Raw genomic sequence first — 16,330 nt, 5'->3', positions numbered from 1 at the left:
TTATGCCTCCCTTGAAGCAACTTCTCTGATCTTTTCCATGACCTGATCCAGTGTTATTAAATTTCCACCCAAGCGATTGACCAGTTCAACAGGTCTGCTACACTCGATAGCAAGTTTTACATCTTCCATCATCTGACCGTTGCTCATTTCAACTGCGATAAAAGTACAGTCATACGAATCAGCAATGCCTTTAAGCTCCTTTTCAGGGAATGGGAACAATGTAATAGGACGGAACAATCCTACCTTGAAACCTTCCCGTCTTGCAACCTCTACAGCTGAATGACATATTCTGCTGCTGATACCATACGCAACAAGAACAATAGAAGCATCCTCTGTCATGTATTCTTCATGGACGGTCTCGTTCTCCTTGATCGTCTCATACTTCTCCTGAAGTTGATAGTTGAAATCCTCAAGTTTGTCGAAATCCAGGAATATAGACGTGACAAGGTTCTCCTTTGTCTCCTTCGTACCACATACAGCCCAGGACTCATCTATGACAGGTGTTATAGCCTCGTCAGGGAAATGAAGGGGCTCTATCATCTGTCCGAGCACACCATCAGCAAGAACTACAACAGGGTTGCGATATTTGCTTGCCAGCTCGAAGGCCTTTATTGTATGATCGCACATTTCCTGAACTGAATTAGGTGCAAGTACGATAGTGCGATAGTTTCCATGTCCTCCGCCTTTTACTACCTGAGCATAATCGGCCTGTTCCGGACCGATATTGCCAAGACCCGGACCTGCTCTCATAATGTCAACGATGACACTGGGCAGTTCAGCTCCTGCAAGATATGAGATACCTTCCTGTTTCAAGCTCATACCAGGACCTGATGATGCAGTCATCACCCTATGACCTGCAGATGCCGCTCCATAGACCATATTAATAGCGGCTTCCTCTGATTCCGCCTGTACGAATTTCCTTCCAAGCTTCGGGAATGTCTGGGAAGCTTCATGAAGGATCTCACTTGCCGGAGTTATCGGATAACCGAAATAACAGTCGCATCCGGCATATAAAGCGCCAATAATGACAGCTGAGTTACCTTTGATCAATTGTGTAGCCATAATTTTACCTCACTTTCCGGGCTTATTCTTCCTTAATAGGGATATGCACTTCAATAGCCAGCGTTTCAGGACAGGTGTAGTAGCAATTTCCACATCCTATACAGCCTTCTCCCTTGTATTCAACATAACGATAACCGCGTTCATTGATCTGTTCACTCATGAACAGAACACTTTTTGGACATGCGGGAATGCATCTTTCACAGCCTTTACATTCAAGATTGTTAAGTTGTGGATAAGGTTTCATATTTTCACTATTTTCAGACATGATATCAACCTCTGGGTAAATAGATAAACTGTAAATAAAAGATTTATCCATTGGATCATTCGAGTATTTAAATATGTTTCAGGAACTATTATAGTCCTGAAACGTTCTATGCTCTTAATCAGTTCTTTCCTTCATCATGATCGCGTATCTCAACACGCCTGATCTTGCCGCTGATGGTCTTGGGAAGCTCATCAACGAAGTCCACAGCACGTGGATACTTGTAAGGTGCAGTAGCCTTCTTGACGTGGTCCTGAAGTTCTTTCTTCAATACCTCGCTTGCTTCATAGCCTTTTGTAAGAACTATTGTAGCTTTGACGATCTGCCCTCTTGTGTCATCAGGTACACCTGTTATGGCACATTCAAGTACAGCTGGATGTTCTATCAAAGCGCTCTCGACCTCGAAAGGTCCGATCTTGTAACCGGAGCTCTTTATAATATCATCGGACCTGCCAACGAACCAGAAATAACCATCCTCGTCCTTCCAGGCCATATCTCCGGTATGGTAATAACCATCATGCCAGACCTCGTTAGTCTTCTTTTCATCAGAACGATATCCAGCAAACAAACCTACTGGCTTTCCTTTTGAGGTATTGATAACGATCTCGCCCTCTTCTCCGAAATCACATACCTCACCATCAAAGTTCAAAAGCTCGATATCGTATTCAGGAGAAGGCTTGCCCATTGAACCGGGTTTAGGTTCCATCCACGGATAAGTAGCAATGCTTACAATGCTCTCGGTCTGACCGAAGCCTTCCATAAGCTTAAGTCCGGTGAACTCCAGGAACCTCTCATAAACTTCAGGATTAAGAGGCTCGCCTGCCACAACACAATATTCGAGACTGCTGAAATCATATTGTGAAAGGTCTTCCTTGATCAGGAAACGATAGATCGTCGGAGGTGCACAGAAGGTCGTTACTCCATACTTGCTTGCAAAGTTAAGCATGTTCTTAGCATCAAAGCGCTCATAATCATATACAAAGACCGCAGTTCCGCTTAACCACTGCCCGTAGAGCTTACCCCATACACACTTTGCCCAGCCGGAATCAGCAACGGTAAGGTGCAGACCATCATCTTGGACGTTCTGCCAGTACTTCGCAGTGATGATATGTCCGAGAGGATATGCAAAATCGTGCTGCACCATTTTTGGCAATCCTGTGGTACCTGAGGAGAAATAAAGCAATGCAATATCCTCGTTCTTTGTAGCAGCATCTCCTTCCGGACGTGTAAACTCATCAGAAGCTTCCTCAAGTTCCTTTGTGAAATCCAGCCAGCCTTCACGTCCTCCGCTCAGAGATGCCTTGTGGAGCAGGATGTCCTCATAGCCTTTGTGACCTTCATCGATATATCCCATCAACCCTTCATCATCTGCACTGACTACCATCTTTATATTGGAAATTTCGATACGGTATGTGACATCTTTGGTGGTCAGCATATGCGTTGCAGGAAGGGTGATCGCACCGATCTTATGCAGAGCGAGGATACATATCCAGAACTCATATCGGCCTTTAAGGGTCAGCATAACAACATCACCTTTTTCGATGCCGTATTTTTTGAACAGATTGGCAGCTTTGTCACTATAGTGTTTCAGGTCCTTGAAGGTATAGACCAGTTCATTGCCGTTATCATCACACCAGACAAGTGCTCTTTTATCAGGCTGTTCCATTGCATATCTGTCGACGACATCGTATGCGAAATTGAAATTTTCAGGAATGTTGATCTTGAAATTTTCTTTAAAATCCTCATACGATCCGAAATCTGTACGTGAGACATATTCTTCCAATAAAGATGACATATTTACACCCGTTTTCTATATAAAAATAAATAAGGTTCAGATAGCAAAACTATCAGAGAACCATTGCAAGGAACTTTGCTGGTTCATCTCCAACCGCTTCCATTGCATGAACGAAGCTGGAATCGAAATAAATTGAATCGCCTTCCTCAAGGAGGATCTCATTGTCATGTATCCAGACCTTGAGCTTGCCGCTTATCACATAATCAAATTCCTGTCCAGGATGAGAGTTCATGGAAGGAGTATTAGCATCTGAACGCGGATCTACACTGACAATGAAAGGTTCTGCCTTTTTATGAACAAAGTTCGAGGCAAGGTTCTGGTAATTGTAATCCGCCCTTCTTTCCACTTCAGTACCTTTGCCTTTTCGGTTGACCGCAAAGATATGCATGCGCGGTTCCTCTCCCGTAAGAAGAAGTCCCAGATCCACATTGAGTATCTGTGAAATCTCAAACAGCATGCTTGCAGGAATATCAGATTCCCCGGAATCATAGTGTTTGTAAGTATCCACAGAGATATCGAGCTTCTCAGCCATGGCCTCAAAACCTATGTCGGATAATTCGCGCAATTCGGATAGACGTGATGCGATTTCGATTATTTTTTCCTGCATGTTATCAACTTATTAGAGCCGTTACAAAAAATGCTTGCAAGACGACAATTCTTTTAATATAGGCACTGAACTTTCAGCATTGATATATTATATCATTATCTGCTGTGATGTTAAAAGAAGAAGTAAAAAAAGGTATTGAGTGCCATGTTAGCACATGACACAATGAAAATATATTCAATCAACAGGACCGATGTTGACAGAATATTCAAAATTCTCGGTGTTGTGAGGCATTATCTCAAGTGTCCATTCTCCAACAGCACCATCAGCAAGATAGACTTCTGTATATGTTGTTGATCCCTGCTGATAAACATTGAATTGCTCATCATCCTGATCATCGCTTGAAACAGGCATCTCGCTCATAGCTCTATCCCTTGCCTCATCCATTGCAATTCCATAATAGATAGGAGATTGCTGTGAAAGACTGACAGTGCTACTGTGGCCTGTACTGATAAGGACCGACTTTACCTGACCATCAGCGTTCTTCAACACGACATCGAAAGAAGGTGCTGTAGAAGATGTACTGCTGCCACCATAATTATAATCCCTTGAGATTATCTTGAGGGTCACCGGATCATCTGTCCTTGCAACAAAGCTTGTTGTGAACGGGTCTTCTGGCTGTTGCCAGACATCGAGGTTGATGCTAACCTTCTGGCTCCATTCATTCATTGTCCTGTCATCGATGTTCAGGTTGATCCTGCCATTGAGATTTCCTTCCGCATCAGCTGGAACTCTGACCTTTACTGTCACAGTGGTCTTTTCTCCTGCCTTGATAACAGAGGGTGCTGTGATGGTCACGTCCTTCTCATCAAGAGAGACCTGTGCATTGTATCCATACCAATCATCCTCACTTACCTCGAATTCAGGGTTGATGGAAATTGCCTTTTCAGCAACGTTCTTGAGTTTGATCACATATTCATACTCAGAACCTGCTTCCACACGGTCATTGATGTATGAATTGAATATCTGTACATTTGGTGGCAACCAGACGTTCACTGAAAGCTCAAGTGCACCATTATAACCAGGATACAAAGCTGCAACATCCCCTTCGAGATCGCTGAAGAAAACGTTTGCATCATAATTGTCAAGTGCAGCATCCTCAGGAACTGAGACCTTGATAGTGAACTCCTGCTTTTCCCCGCTCTTCAGTTCAGCCTTTGCAGGTGAGATAGTAACCCAGTCCTCATCAAGCATGTTGTCACTGAATACCTTTGGTGCAATATAAGGCTCAAGTGTTAGTGGCTCTTTACCATGATTGAAAAGCACGACAGTCATTTCATCTGACTCTCCTGGCTTTATTCTAAGATAGGAATATCCAGGGTCAACAAGTAGAGGAACTATCTCTTTTTCAATTTCAGGATATAACATGTCCTGATAATATCCATCTGCAGCGATCTTTTCAGCTATCAGTGTAGGTTCGGATATTAGCACGGGTTCAGCTATTAACATGGGTTCGGCAAACAATTCCGGTTCTGCTGCTGTAGTTTCAGGGGCAGCAATGGCAACTGTTATTGCTGTCAAACTGAGCAACAATAGGCCAATTGACATAAATGCAAAATATTTTTTCATATCGATTCTCCTTTATGATTTGATGATGGTGAGCGTCTTTCGACATGTTCCAATAGGAGCTACACTTATTAAAGAATTGTCTAAACTTCGAATCAATCCGTAGTTATCAGAATATTTGAAGTACCTGATCAAAATTGAAAAAAAAGGGCATTAGCCAGTTTAACTGGTACTTGGAAGTAACTTTTAGACGGTTACCAGACCTTAGTAAAACGACCAGAGGAGTTTTATGATCACTGCTACCGACATTACTCATAATCTAAATTTAGCATCAAAATACACATTTTAATTCCAAAATATTTTTATACTACAGCATATGTTTTTTTAAAGTACCTTATAGGTATATTTTATGGGGGTTCAATTGCAATCATGGACAAAACTTCAAAAAAAATGGGCAATATACTTATTCTAACATCTATTCTCATCGTTATATTCATTTCATCACTGATACTTTCAGCAAACTTTATCCCGTCAAAATATTTGAAGGATTTTTCGGAACAGCATGTGGAAGAGACCTTCCCACATGAGGTATTTGGGGAGCAGACATTCTCCTTCTCCGATAGATACGTTCTAAGTACTGGTGAGACATTCAAACTGCCGGATAATTATAATCTCATTCCAAGGCAGATCGATGTTGAGGGCAAAAAGGTGTGGCTGGAGGTTTCCAGGAACGGTGATTTTGTAGACGATCAGGTCTTGTCTATCTCAGATGACTTGGGATCAGGCTGGGATGTGTATTCAGAAGATGGGAATGAGTTGATGTTAAGGATATATCTATACGATGTATCTCAAAACAAGATCGACAGTGTCTCAACGGAAAGTGTATGCGTGGTATATATAGAAATTATGTGAAACCGATACATCCCGGAAAGACCAAACATTAAATAATGGCATGAAGAGGCATTTCTACAACAACAAAAATATTGCTGCGAATGCCTCTTCTTAAAAGGAAATTATTTTATTCTGCTTCTCTTCATCAGCAGGGAGTTCGTCACAACCGAGACAGAGCTCATAGCCATGAACGCTGCTGCCATTGCCGGAGTGACAAGTACCTGATGGAACACAGGATATAGAATTCCTGCAGCTATTGGAATACCAAGACTATTGTATCCGAAAGCCCAGAACAGGTTCTGCTTGATCTTCCTCATGGTAAGCCGGCTTAACTTCAGTGAGGCCACAACATCAAGGAGATCGTTCCTGATAAGCACTATCTGTGCGGATTCCATGGCCACATCTGTTCCGGCACCCATGGCAATACCAACGTCTGCCTGCGTGAGTGCAGGAGCATCGTTGATGCCGTCACCGACCATTGCAACGATCTTGTTCTCTTTCTGAAGCTTCTTCACCTCAGCCGCTTTGTCTTCAGGCAACACTTCGGAAAGAACACGGTCGATACCAGCTTCCGAAGCTATGGCAGATGCTGTCCTGCTGTTATCACCGGTCATCATCACGACCTCAATTCCCATATCCCTGAGTTTGGAAACAGCTTGAACTGAGTTCTCTTTCAGGGTATCGGCAACTGCAACGATACCAATAGCATCACCATCGGCTGAGACCAGCATGGCGGTCTTGCCCTGATGTTCAAGCTCTTCAAGATCGTCACTCATGCCGGATACATTGACATTGTTATCGGCCATGAGCTTGCGGGTGCCAAGAAGTACTTTCCGTCCATCGATGGTAGCAGTGACTCCGTGACCCGGAATTGAATCGAATTCGGTGGTATCCAGTATATCAACATTCCCATCCACAGCCCCATTTACGATAGCCTCACCAAGTGGATGTTCCGAACCCTTCTCAGCCGTTGCTGCAAGAGAGAGGACATCATCTCTTGAGTGATCACCAAATGTCATCACGTCTGTGAGCACCGGCTTTCCTTCGGTGAGGGTGCCGGTCTTATCGAACACTATGGTGCCTATCTTCCGGGTTACCTCAAGCGCTTCGCCGCCTTTGATGAGAATACCGTTCTCAGCGCCTTTACCGGTACCTACCATGATAGCCACAGGTGTCGCAAGCCCTACAGCACAGGGACAGGATATCACAAGAACTGTTATACCGATAAGAAGTGAGAACAGGAACGGACTGGATATCACTGAATACTGGCCAACATCATATAGACCGTACCCGATAAAGAACCAGAACAGGAATGAGAGGACAGCGATCGTAATTACGGCAACGATGAACCTTCCAGCCACAAAGTCCGCTACTCTCTGAATGGGTGCTTTTGATGTCTGGGCATCTTCCACAAGCTTGATTATCTGTGCAAGTGCTGTATCAGCGCCCACCTTGGTAGCCTTGAACTTAAAGGAACCCGTGGCATTGACCGTTGCACCTATTACAGTATCTCCGGCATTCTTCTCCACAGGGATGCTTTCACCGGTTATCATGGATTCATCTATTGAAGATGTTCCTTCCACAACGACACCATCTACTGGAAGTTTTTCACCAGGCCTGACAACTACGATGTCACCTGCAACAACATCCTCCACAGCCACTTCGATCTCTTCATCGTTCCTTATCACACGTGCAGTCCTTGCCTGCAACCCTATGAGCTTCCTGATAGCTTCGGATGTCCTGCCCCTTGCCTTTGCTTCAAGGTAGCGGCCGAACGTTATGAAAGTGATCAGCATGGCAGCCGTCTCAAAGAAAGTGTGCTGGTATCCTGGTCCAAGATCAATGAAGCTGGTAACCACGCTGATAGTATATGCAGCACCGGTACCGGTGGCTATCAGCAGGTTCATATCAGCAGAACCATGTCTCAGACCCTTATAGGCACCAACGAAGTACTGGCGTCCAGGGAAGGCCATTACGATGGTCGTAAGGATGAAAAGTACCATCCTGTCGGCAAATATGGGTGGGACAAAATAGAGATATTGTGGAAATCCTGCACTCATTCCTCCAAGGGCGATCGGGATGGTAAGCAGAACGGCAATGATCAGATTGCTCCTCTGATGTGTCATCTTCGTGTCCCTTGCAGCTCTTTCGCGATCAAGAGGACTTCCTTCCGTTTTCACAGATGCGGTATAACCTATTTCTTCAATGGCTTTGAGCATATCTGCTGCTGAAACCTTGTCGGGATCATATTTGGCACGTGCAGTGGACATGGGGAAGTTCACACTTGCATCGCTTACGCCATCAAGCTTCTTGAGGGCACGTTCAATATTTGTGGCACAGGCAGCACATGTCATACCCCCAACATCAAAGGCCATCTCATCTTTAAGTATCCCATACCCGGTATCTTCAACTGTTTTTTCCAGCTTGTCCGTTGTGAATAGCTGTGGATCATAAGTGACAGAAGCTTTCTCAAGAGGAAGGTTGACCGTTGCAGATAGCACACCGGGTTGTTTCTTCAGGGCATCTTCTATGCGAATAGCACAGGCAGCACAGGTCATGCCTGTAACTTTCAACGTAGTTTCCACAGGCTTCTTAGCTGCTGCCTCAGTTGCTTTCTCATCATTCTTCTTAAGAAGCTCAACGGGTGCTGAATGTACCGTGCTTTTACCCTCTGCATCGACCGTGTCCCCCATTTCGCTCTTTTCTGTGTCCTCTGCCAGATCATCCGGGATTCCAGAATTATCATTCTTCCCTACCTCATAACCTAAACCGAGAATTGCCTGTTTGATCTCTTCAAGGCTGACCTTTTCAGGATCGAAAATGACGGTCGCATTGTTCTCTTCAAGACTTACATCGACACTTTCCACGCCTTCAAGCGAGGAGATGGCTTTTGTAACCCTCTCATGACAATGCATACATGTCATTCCAAGAACATCTATCTTAGCTTCCATGTTGTTGCACCATTGTTAATAGGATATTTCTGTCTGAAATACTGCTTATCGTGCAGCATAAAAAAATAATAAAAAGATAAGGCCTTAAGCCTTGTATCCGGAATCGTTCACAGCTTTTTTAATAGCATCGATGTCCGTTGCATTTTCATCATAGGAGACTTTAGCTTCACCTTTGTCGAGATCGACATCTACGGATGAAACTCCTGCAACCCCAGATATTGCTTCTGTAACATGCATCTTGCAATGTCCACATGACATGCCTTCAACTTTTATTTTGGTCTCTACCATTTATTTCACTCCCAAAATTAAGAGGGTTTTACAATAATTTATACTTATGCAATATTTTATGCTGCCGTTAATTACTTAAAGTAACAAATATCTACAATCGTCTGTTAACAGTGTTAACATAACGTATTATCGCTTATTTGATCTAAATAGACTACGACGATAAAATTAAATAAATTATATAAAATTTAGGTAAGATTGATATAGCTCAATATGCGATATTTACATGGTGAGAATATGCAGGACATGAAAGAGATCATTGAAAGGATCAATAAATTAAAAACAGAACTTAATGCAGTTATTCTTGCTCATAACTATCAACGTCCCGAAGTGCAGGACATTGCAGATTTTACAGGCGATTCCCTGGGATTGAGCCAGCAGGTGGTCAATTCGGATGCAGATGTGATCGTATTCTGTGGTGTTGATTTCATGGGGGAGAGTGCGGCCATCCTCAGTCCGGAAAAGACAGTGCTCCTTCCTGAAAAGGAAGCAGGGTGCCCCATGGCTGAGATGGTCGATGTCATATCCCTTGATGATGAAAAGAAGAAACACCCTGATGCTGCTGTTGTGTGCTATGTGAACTCATCTGCACTGATAAAAGCACAGAGTGATATTTGCTGCACCTCAGCCAATGCCATCGATGTGGTGAACTCTCTTGAGGAAGATGAGGTGATCTTTGTCCCGGACAAGAACCTCGGAAACTATGTTGCAGGTTTCACGGACAAGAAGATCTACGCATGGGATGGGTTCTGTCCCACACATCACCAGATGCGTGCCCATGACGTAATTAAAGCAAAAGAGGGACATCCTGATGCACTGTTCCTGGCACACCCCGAATGTCGCACAGAAGTTCTGGACCTTGCTGATGAGGTGTTGAGCACAACCGGTATGTTGAACTATGCAAAGAAGTCCGATGCAAAGGAATTCATCATAGGTACGGAGAACGGACTCCTTCACAGGCTGAGTAAAGAGAATCCGGAAAAGAAGTTCTATTATGTCTCCGAGTTCACCATCTGTACGAACATGAAGATAACAACTCTTGAATCCGTCCTCGATGCTCTTGAGAACATGCAGTATGTTATCACTGTACCTGAAGATACAAGGCTTAAAGCAAAGAAAGCGCTTGACAGGATGCTTGCAGTCAAACGCACTATGTGAAATTATATGAAAGCATGGCCTGAAGCATGGAAATGTTTCAGTTCAGGCTTTTCATAACGCTTTCCCAAATATCATTTAGTTTTTCTGAAAACTCGCCTGACAATTCATTACCTGAATATTCCATCACCGTTTTTTCCTGGATCATTGCCTCGGTCGGAATTCGGCTAAAAGGAATTTTTCCTACAACATCGATCCCGTTATCCCTGCAATAATCTTCAATGAAGCGAGTGTTCTCTTCATTTATATCGTACCTGTTTATGCAGACCACAGCCGGAATATTAAAGTGGCCGGCTACGCTCAGAACCCGTTCGAGATCATGAATTCCTGATACGCTGGGTTCGGTTACGACTGCAACCATATCAACACCGGTAATGGAAGCAATAACAGAGCACCCTGTTCCAGGAGGACCATCGATGATTATCAGTTCTTTGTCATATCTATCAGCAAGGTCTCTGGCCTTTTCCCTTACAAACGCTACCAGTTTACCACTTGCTTCCTCTCCTACACTGAGCTTTGCATGTGCCATCGGTCCGAATCTGGTTTCAGAAAGATAGGCTTCTCCTGCTTTTCTTTCGACCAACGTTATAGCTCCTTCAGGACAGATGTGAGCACATACTCCACAGCCCTCACATTCGAAGCTATCGACCTTGATATCATCAGTAATTGCATCGAACCTGCAATTCTCTTTGCACAGTCCACATTGAATGCATAGGGAGCTATCAATATAGGCTTCCTTCAGACCATAGAAGTCTATTGTTTCAATTATCTCCGGATTCAATATCAGGTGCATATCGGCTGCATCCACATCACAATCAGCTATCACAGCATTTTCTGCAAGCGAAGCAAACGCTGCTGCAATAGTAGTCTTTCCTGTGCCACCTTTTCCGCTTATTATAGTAAGCTGTTTCATGTTATTTCTCCAATCTCAAAATATTTCGGGAAACATCAGTGTGTTCCCATGATGACCCTGACATCACACATATCCCTGATCGCTTCTGCAATTTCTTCAGCATAAGGGCACTTAGGCGGGTTAGGGATCGGTTTTATCATACAGGTGCAAAGGAATATCACTTCAGCTCCCCTCCTTATCATTTCCCTGATCTGTCTAATCGAATCTCTTCCCGGACATCCTCCGCATGTGACCATGCCAATGATGTCGATCACCTCATCCTTGAACTCTTCAAGTGTACCTGTCCCATTCTTTATCGCCTTAAAACAGGAAGTACCCGGACAGGACCTGGAGGCCATTTCACATCTTACTAATCCGATCTTTACCATTAATATCAACTCCTTTGATCATTGTTCAGGACGATCCTTCATTTTAGAGAGTAAAGTAACATCCCGGAAAAGCCTGAGAAATTTGTCCTTCCACTCCGGCATCTCATTAACAAAGGGAATGCCCTGCGAATACAACTTTGCTATCTCCCTATCATAAGGGATCTTCATCAAGATCGGGATCCCCTCTTTAATACAGTGATCTTCCACCCTGTTGTCACCGATATCGCATCGATTTATCACCACGCCGAAAGGTATTCCCAGTATCTTCATAACATCAAGAGCAAGCTTCAGGTCATGGAACCCAAAGGGTGTCGATTCGGTCACAAGGATGCAGTAATCGACATTTTTCACTGAAGCAATGACCGGGCAGGCAGTACCTGGAGGTGCATCGATGATGGCAGTCGCATTCTTATCGATATGCTCCTGCAGGGCCTTGATCACAAGTGATGTCATGGGTTCCCCTATATCCAACAGTCCCCTATAGAACACGAGTTCTTCATTTACCGAACCTTCGATGACTCCGACTTTCCTGTCCACCTCGCTGATAGCTTCATTCGGACATACAATAGTGCATCCACCACATCCATGGCAGAGTGTTGGGAAGATCATTACATCTTCAGGCAAAACGGCAAGGGCATTGAACTGGCAAAACTCAGAACATTTGCCGCAAAGGTCACACTTATTCTTATCAACAACAGGTGTCGGAACATTTACATCCTCGACTTTCTCAAGATCATACCCAAGGAACAGATTGCAGTTAGGTTCTTCCACATCACAGTCGAACAGTTGTGCATTCTTTAGGGAAAGTGCAAGATTTACTGCAACTGTTGTCTTGCCTGTTCCACCTTTTCCGCTTGCTATCGCAATTTTCATTTTCATGTTCTCCAATTCTCAAATTATATTACTCTGTAGGAGCGGTGATCACTCTCAGCTCAGGGATCTTCCCAATAAGTGTTTCAACATCCTCCACATCATCCGGCATCTCTAATAGTTTGATAAAGCTGTCATGGAATTTGTGGAATGGACCTTCCCCGATATCTTTTACGATGACAATATTAACACCCTGTTCTTCCAGGTACTCCGCTGTCTTTACACCTCTTTTTCGCTCAAGATCAGCAGCAGGGTTCTCACCAATATCCCAGCTCATTATTTTGTTGTTTTTCAGCTCGATGAAAATATAATAGGGAGCTTTTCCGATATGTCTGGATAGCTTCGACTGCAATCCCTCCGGTATCATTACAGGAATCGCAACTTTGAGCACGGATATTTTTCCGGGTTTTACATCGACTGAAATATGTTCCAGATTTGGGATCTCACTTTTAACCGCTTCTTCTATCTCAACGGAAAGCATTTCCACGATCTTTAGGTCGTATTCTCCTGCACTTTCTACCTGCATCTCCCCAAATACCACAAGGCCTGATCTTCGGAGCCTGATCTCATCTACCTTGTTAACACCGGGAATATGGTTCACTGAACGTCGGATACGTTCGAGAGAATCATTGTCTAGCCATGCATCCATCAGGGTCAGTGCGGATTCCTTTGCTGTTGTGATCCCAAGCTTGAAGATAATCAACGATATAACAAGAACCCCGACACCGTCAAGCCAGTGTATGCCAAACATCGAACCGGTAATAGCAACAACAACGATAATGGAACTAAATACATCTGTATACGAATGAGTAGCATCTGCGATCAATGCCTGTGAACCTATCTGTCTTCCTATTTTGAACTTATACTGTGAAAGGGCATAGATAGTAATTACAGAGAACACCGCCGCTCCAAGCGCCAGTCCCTGATGTTCCAGCTCAATAGGGTCCTTTATACTTTTCAGGGCCCCACGGACAAGTTCAACCCCGGATAATAAAATAAGTACTGAGACAAAAAGAGCCACAAGGTTCTCTGCTTTGTAGTAACCATAATGGAACTGTTCCCCGCTACTTTTCAAGCTTAGCTTTAGCCCTATCCACACTGCAAGAGATGTAAAGATATCCATTGATGTATGGATAGCATCTGCGATCAGAGAAGAGCTTCCTGAATAAAACCCTACCGTACCTTTTATTGCTGCAAGAAAAACCAGTGCAATGGTAGAGTTCTTTGAAGCCTTCACACCCAATCGGAGTTTTTCTTTTACAGCCATATTTGGTTCACCTAATAATAAACAAGCAAGAAAAAAAGATCCCCCATAGGGGGTCTTTCATTCCACTTATTCTTTCAGAACTTCACTGATGAACTGACCTTCCCCTACCAGTGCAATGATGTTACCAAGTCTTTCTTTTCCAGGTTTGGTTCGGTATTTGACAAAGGTCTTACCAACCTTATCTATCAGGGCAGGGATCTCCTCTTTTGTGCAGAATGCCTTCAGAAGAACACCATTTGTTGGTCTTCTTGCATCGTTACCGCCGATCCATAAAGAATAACCTCTCTCGTCTTCAACAGCTGCTTCATGTGGACAACCACGGACACACCATCCACAGTTGATGCAGAGGTCCCTGTCGATGACAGCTTTTCCTGAGATCACAGAGATAGCATTTAGTTTGCACAATTCACTGCATCTTCCGCATCCTGTACATTTCTCCGTATCGATCTTCGGACGGAGCTGACCTACAATACCAATGTCATTGCTCTCTGCTCTTACACAGCTGTTCGGACATCCGGCCACACCGATCTTCATCTTGTGGGGTGTGAGCTTTTGGGCGAACTGCATTGTGAGTTCATTTGCAAGATCCTTAGTAGTAACGAGTCCCTCAGGACAGTAATCCATTCCCGGACAGGCATTAGCATAACCCATTCCAATGGTCTTGAGACCACTGCCATAGACATCGGCCATCAGGCTATCGACATTTTCGCCTTTGATACCCTGTATCTCAACGCTCTTTCTGGAGGTAAGCTCAAGGCTACCGTCACCGTACTTCTCTGCAAGTTCAGCAACCCTGGCAATGTAATCATGCTGTACGATACCGGAGTTCGTTTTTATCTTCACGAAATTCGTACCATTTGCCTCTGGTCTTACACCCGGATAATCGCGTACCCAGTAGAAGTTCACCTTCTTTCCATCATCAAGACGCTTAGCAAGCTCTTTGTTGAACTTTCTCATCTTGATAGCTGCAAAGTCCTCTATCATACTGATATCGACATCATCGACGGTCTCTATGTATCCAGCTTTTTCTGCTGCTTCAAGAAGTTCCAGGCCCTTATCATTGCGGGCTATTAAAGTGGTCCATCCGGTAGATGAGCCAACATGTCCTGCTGATATATCTGCAACTTTGGAAACAGCATCCCTGCAGATACGGCATCCATCCCATACACAATCAGCGATGTCCTTCAGGGAGATCTCAATTTCCCCGTCATCGGTAGTTACGATCATCACATCAAGTCTGATAGCATATTTTTTGATCTTGTCCAGATCGATACCTATACTTTTCATGTGCTCGGATAACTTTTCGTAGTTAAAGTTCTCCATGCAGAACAGACCGATCGTATATGGTATATTTGGAATGTCAGCTTTTTCACCATTCATTCCGACTTCCATCGGGTGGACGTTCAGACCTGTGAAGAACTGTGTCCTTCTGGTTCCGTATGTCTGGCATGGAACACCTACCATTGCAACATTTTTCAGTTCATCTTTGCTCTGGCGTAGTGCAGCCATCACAGGAACTGCTGAATATTTGGCACCTTGGGTGTCCATAAGTTCTTCTTTGCTTGTAATAATGCAGGAATCCGGTTTTGTAAAACCTGCAGTGGTAACAGCACCATCGATGAGACCATTGTCAAAGCAGTATCCCAGAAGCGCGGTCACCGCTCCGCCATCCTGGCCATTTTCAGCTATTGACGGAGCTGTAGCCCTTGCAGAAACTATCTTCTGGTACTGACCGATAGATGTCGGAGGCAATGACTTGAAATTGAACACGTTCATTGAGATACGGGCTGCATCTGTCATAACGCGCTGGCAAACATCCTTACAGGCGCCTTCTCCGTTCCTGTAGCATTCTTCCTTTAATTTTGGTCCGTTCTCATCGAATTCGATTATCTCATAGGGGCAAACCGCAGCGCAGGCACCGCATAAGGTACACATTCCGGTATCGACAACTGCATCTTTTAAGAACCATTTATATTCTTCTGACATTGGTCTCATCTCGTTTTAGTTTTTACGGGTTATTTTCAGTGTTGGTGATGGTGTTCGTGGGTCTGGCAGGCATTTTCACTCGTGGCCTTTGGGAGCTTGCCGGCTTCCCATTCCATTATAGTCTCTTCAACTGTTCCTTTGGCACCAACATATACTTGTATACCAAACTGTTCGAACTGCTGTACAGCCTTGTCCCCAAGTCCCCCACAAAGCATGACATCAATTCCTTCCTGTGACAGGAGTTCTGGAGGAAGGCCCACTCCTCCCATATGTTCACTTTTATTTTCAATCGTTCTAATCTCATTCGTTTCAGTGTCTTTTATGGTGTAGGTCGGGACCCTGCCAAAATGCTGGCCAACGAGATCATCGAGTCCGCCTTTACTACTTGAAGGTACACATATTTTCATCTTATCAC

Annotated in this window: 15 protein-coding genes; 2 read left to right on the top strand and 13 right to left on the bottom strand. The window is 44.1% G+C overall.

The window, feature by feature from the left end:
- The 5 genes from PBV53_RS01905 to PBV53_RS01885 form a co-directional block, all read right to left on the bottom strand.
- Positions 1-1,062, bottom strand: a complete 1,062-nt coding sequence (locus tag PBV53_RS01905; protein ID WP_270095490.1) for a 3-methyl-2-oxobutanoate dehydrogenase subunit VorB — start codon at positions 1,060-1,062, stop codon at positions 1-3.
- A gap of 22 nt (positions 1,063-1,084) precedes the next feature.
- The gene (locus PBV53_RS01900) at positions 1,085-1,306 is read right to left on the bottom strand and encodes a 4Fe-4S dicluster domain-containing protein (protein ID WP_374708550.1); all 222 of its coding nucleotides are present in this window, start codon (positions 1,304-1,306) and stop codon (positions 1,085-1,087) included.
- A 139-nt stretch (positions 1,307-1,445) separates the two neighbouring features.
- On the bottom strand, positions 1,446-3,119 hold the full coding sequence (locus PBV53_RS01895) for an AMP-binding protein (RefSeq protein WP_270095488.1): 1,674 nt from the start codon (positions 3,117-3,119) through the stop codon (positions 1,446-1,448).
- Positions 3,120-3,171: 52 nt separating this feature from the next.
- Positions 3,172-3,726, bottom strand: a complete 555-nt coding sequence (locus PBV53_RS01890; protein ID WP_270095487.1) for a helix-turn-helix domain-containing protein — start codon at positions 3,724-3,726, stop codon at positions 3,172-3,174.
- 174 nt (positions 3,727-3,900) lie between these two features.
- Positions 3,901-5,292, bottom strand: coding sequence for a COG1470 family protein (locus tag PBV53_RS01885; protein ID WP_270095486.1), 1,392 nt, complete (start codon positions 5,290-5,292; stop codon positions 3,901-3,903).
- A gap of 366 nt (positions 5,293-5,658) precedes the next feature.
- On the opposite strand from PBV53_RS01885, the gene PBV53_RS01880 reads away from it, so the two are divergent.
- Entirely contained in the window at positions 5,659-6,141 is a 483-nt protein-coding gene (locus PBV53_RS01880) for an S-layer protein domain-containing protein (RefSeq protein WP_270095485.1), read from the top strand.
- Positions 6,142-6,242: 101 nt separating this feature from the next.
- Here PBV53_RS01880 and PBV53_RS01875 read toward each other — a convergent pair whose 3' ends face one another.
- Together PBV53_RS01875 and PBV53_RS01870 are read right to left on the bottom strand one after the other, a co-directional pair.
- Positions 6,243-9,071, bottom strand: coding sequence for a heavy metal translocating P-type ATPase (locus tag PBV53_RS01875; protein ID WP_270095484.1), 2,829 nt, complete (start codon positions 9,069-9,071; stop codon positions 6,243-6,245).
- An 84-nt stretch (positions 9,072-9,155) separates the two neighbouring features.
- The gene (locus tag PBV53_RS01870) at positions 9,156-9,359 is read right to left on the bottom strand and encodes a heavy-metal-associated domain-containing protein (RefSeq protein WP_270095483.1); all 204 of its coding nucleotides are present in this window, start codon (positions 9,357-9,359) and stop codon (positions 9,156-9,158) included.
- Positions 9,360-9,593: 234 nt separating this feature from the next.
- Here PBV53_RS01870 and nadA point away from each other — a divergent pair, with 234 nt between their 5' ends.
- Positions 9,594-10,514 (top strand): quinolinate synthase NadA, encoded by a 921-nt coding sequence (gene nadA, locus PBV53_RS01865; protein WP_270095482.1) that lies wholly within the window; start codon positions 9,594-9,596, stop codon positions 10,512-10,514.
- A 37-nt stretch (positions 10,515-10,551) separates the two neighbouring features.
- On the opposite strand, the gene PBV53_RS01860 is transcribed toward nadA, so the two are convergent.
- From PBV53_RS01860 to PBV53_RS01835, 6 genes are all read right to left on the bottom strand, one after another.
- A complete protein-coding gene (locus PBV53_RS01860; protein ID WP_270095481.1) occupies positions 10,552-11,424 on the bottom strand; it encodes a 4Fe-4S binding protein in 873 nt (290 codons plus the stop codon).
- A 35-nt stretch (positions 11,425-11,459) separates the two neighbouring features.
- The gene (locus tag PBV53_RS01855; RefSeq protein ID WP_270095480.1) at positions 11,460-11,792 is read right to left on the bottom strand and encodes a CGGC domain-containing protein; all 333 of its coding nucleotides are present in this window, start codon (positions 11,790-11,792) and stop codon (positions 11,460-11,462) included.
- Positions 11,793-11,810: 18 nt separating this feature from the next.
- Positions 11,811-12,665: an ATP-binding protein gene (locus PBV53_RS01850; RefSeq protein WP_270095479.1), complete on the bottom strand. Its 855-nt coding sequence runs from the start codon at positions 12,663-12,665 to the stop codon at positions 11,811-11,813.
- A gap of 28 nt (positions 12,666-12,693) precedes the next feature.
- Entirely contained in the window at positions 12,694-13,929 is a 1,236-nt protein-coding gene (locus tag PBV53_RS01845; RefSeq protein WP_270095478.1) for a cation diffusion facilitator family transporter, read from the bottom strand.
- Between the two features lie 66 nt (positions 13,930-13,995).
- Positions 13,996-15,915: a Coenzyme F420 hydrogenase/dehydrogenase, beta subunit C-terminal domain gene (locus PBV53_RS01840; RefSeq protein WP_270095477.1), complete on the bottom strand. Its 1,920-nt coding sequence runs from the start codon at positions 15,913-15,915 to the stop codon at positions 13,996-13,998.
- Positions 15,916-15,950: 35 nt separating this feature from the next.
- Complete coding sequence (locus PBV53_RS01835) at positions 15,951-16,322, bottom strand: NifB/NifX family molybdenum-iron cluster-binding protein (RefSeq protein WP_270095476.1); 372 nt, start codon at positions 16,320-16,322, stop codon at positions 15,951-15,953.
- Positions 16,323-16,330 lie beyond the last annotated feature (8 nt).

Source organism: Methanococcoides alaskense (assembly GCF_027594145.1).
Taxonomy (GTDB): domain Archaea; phylum Halobacteriota; class Methanosarcinia; order Methanosarcinales; family Methanosarcinaceae; genus Methanococcoides; species Methanococcoides alaskense.
This window is presented reverse-complemented; position numbering and strand designations above follow the sequence as displayed.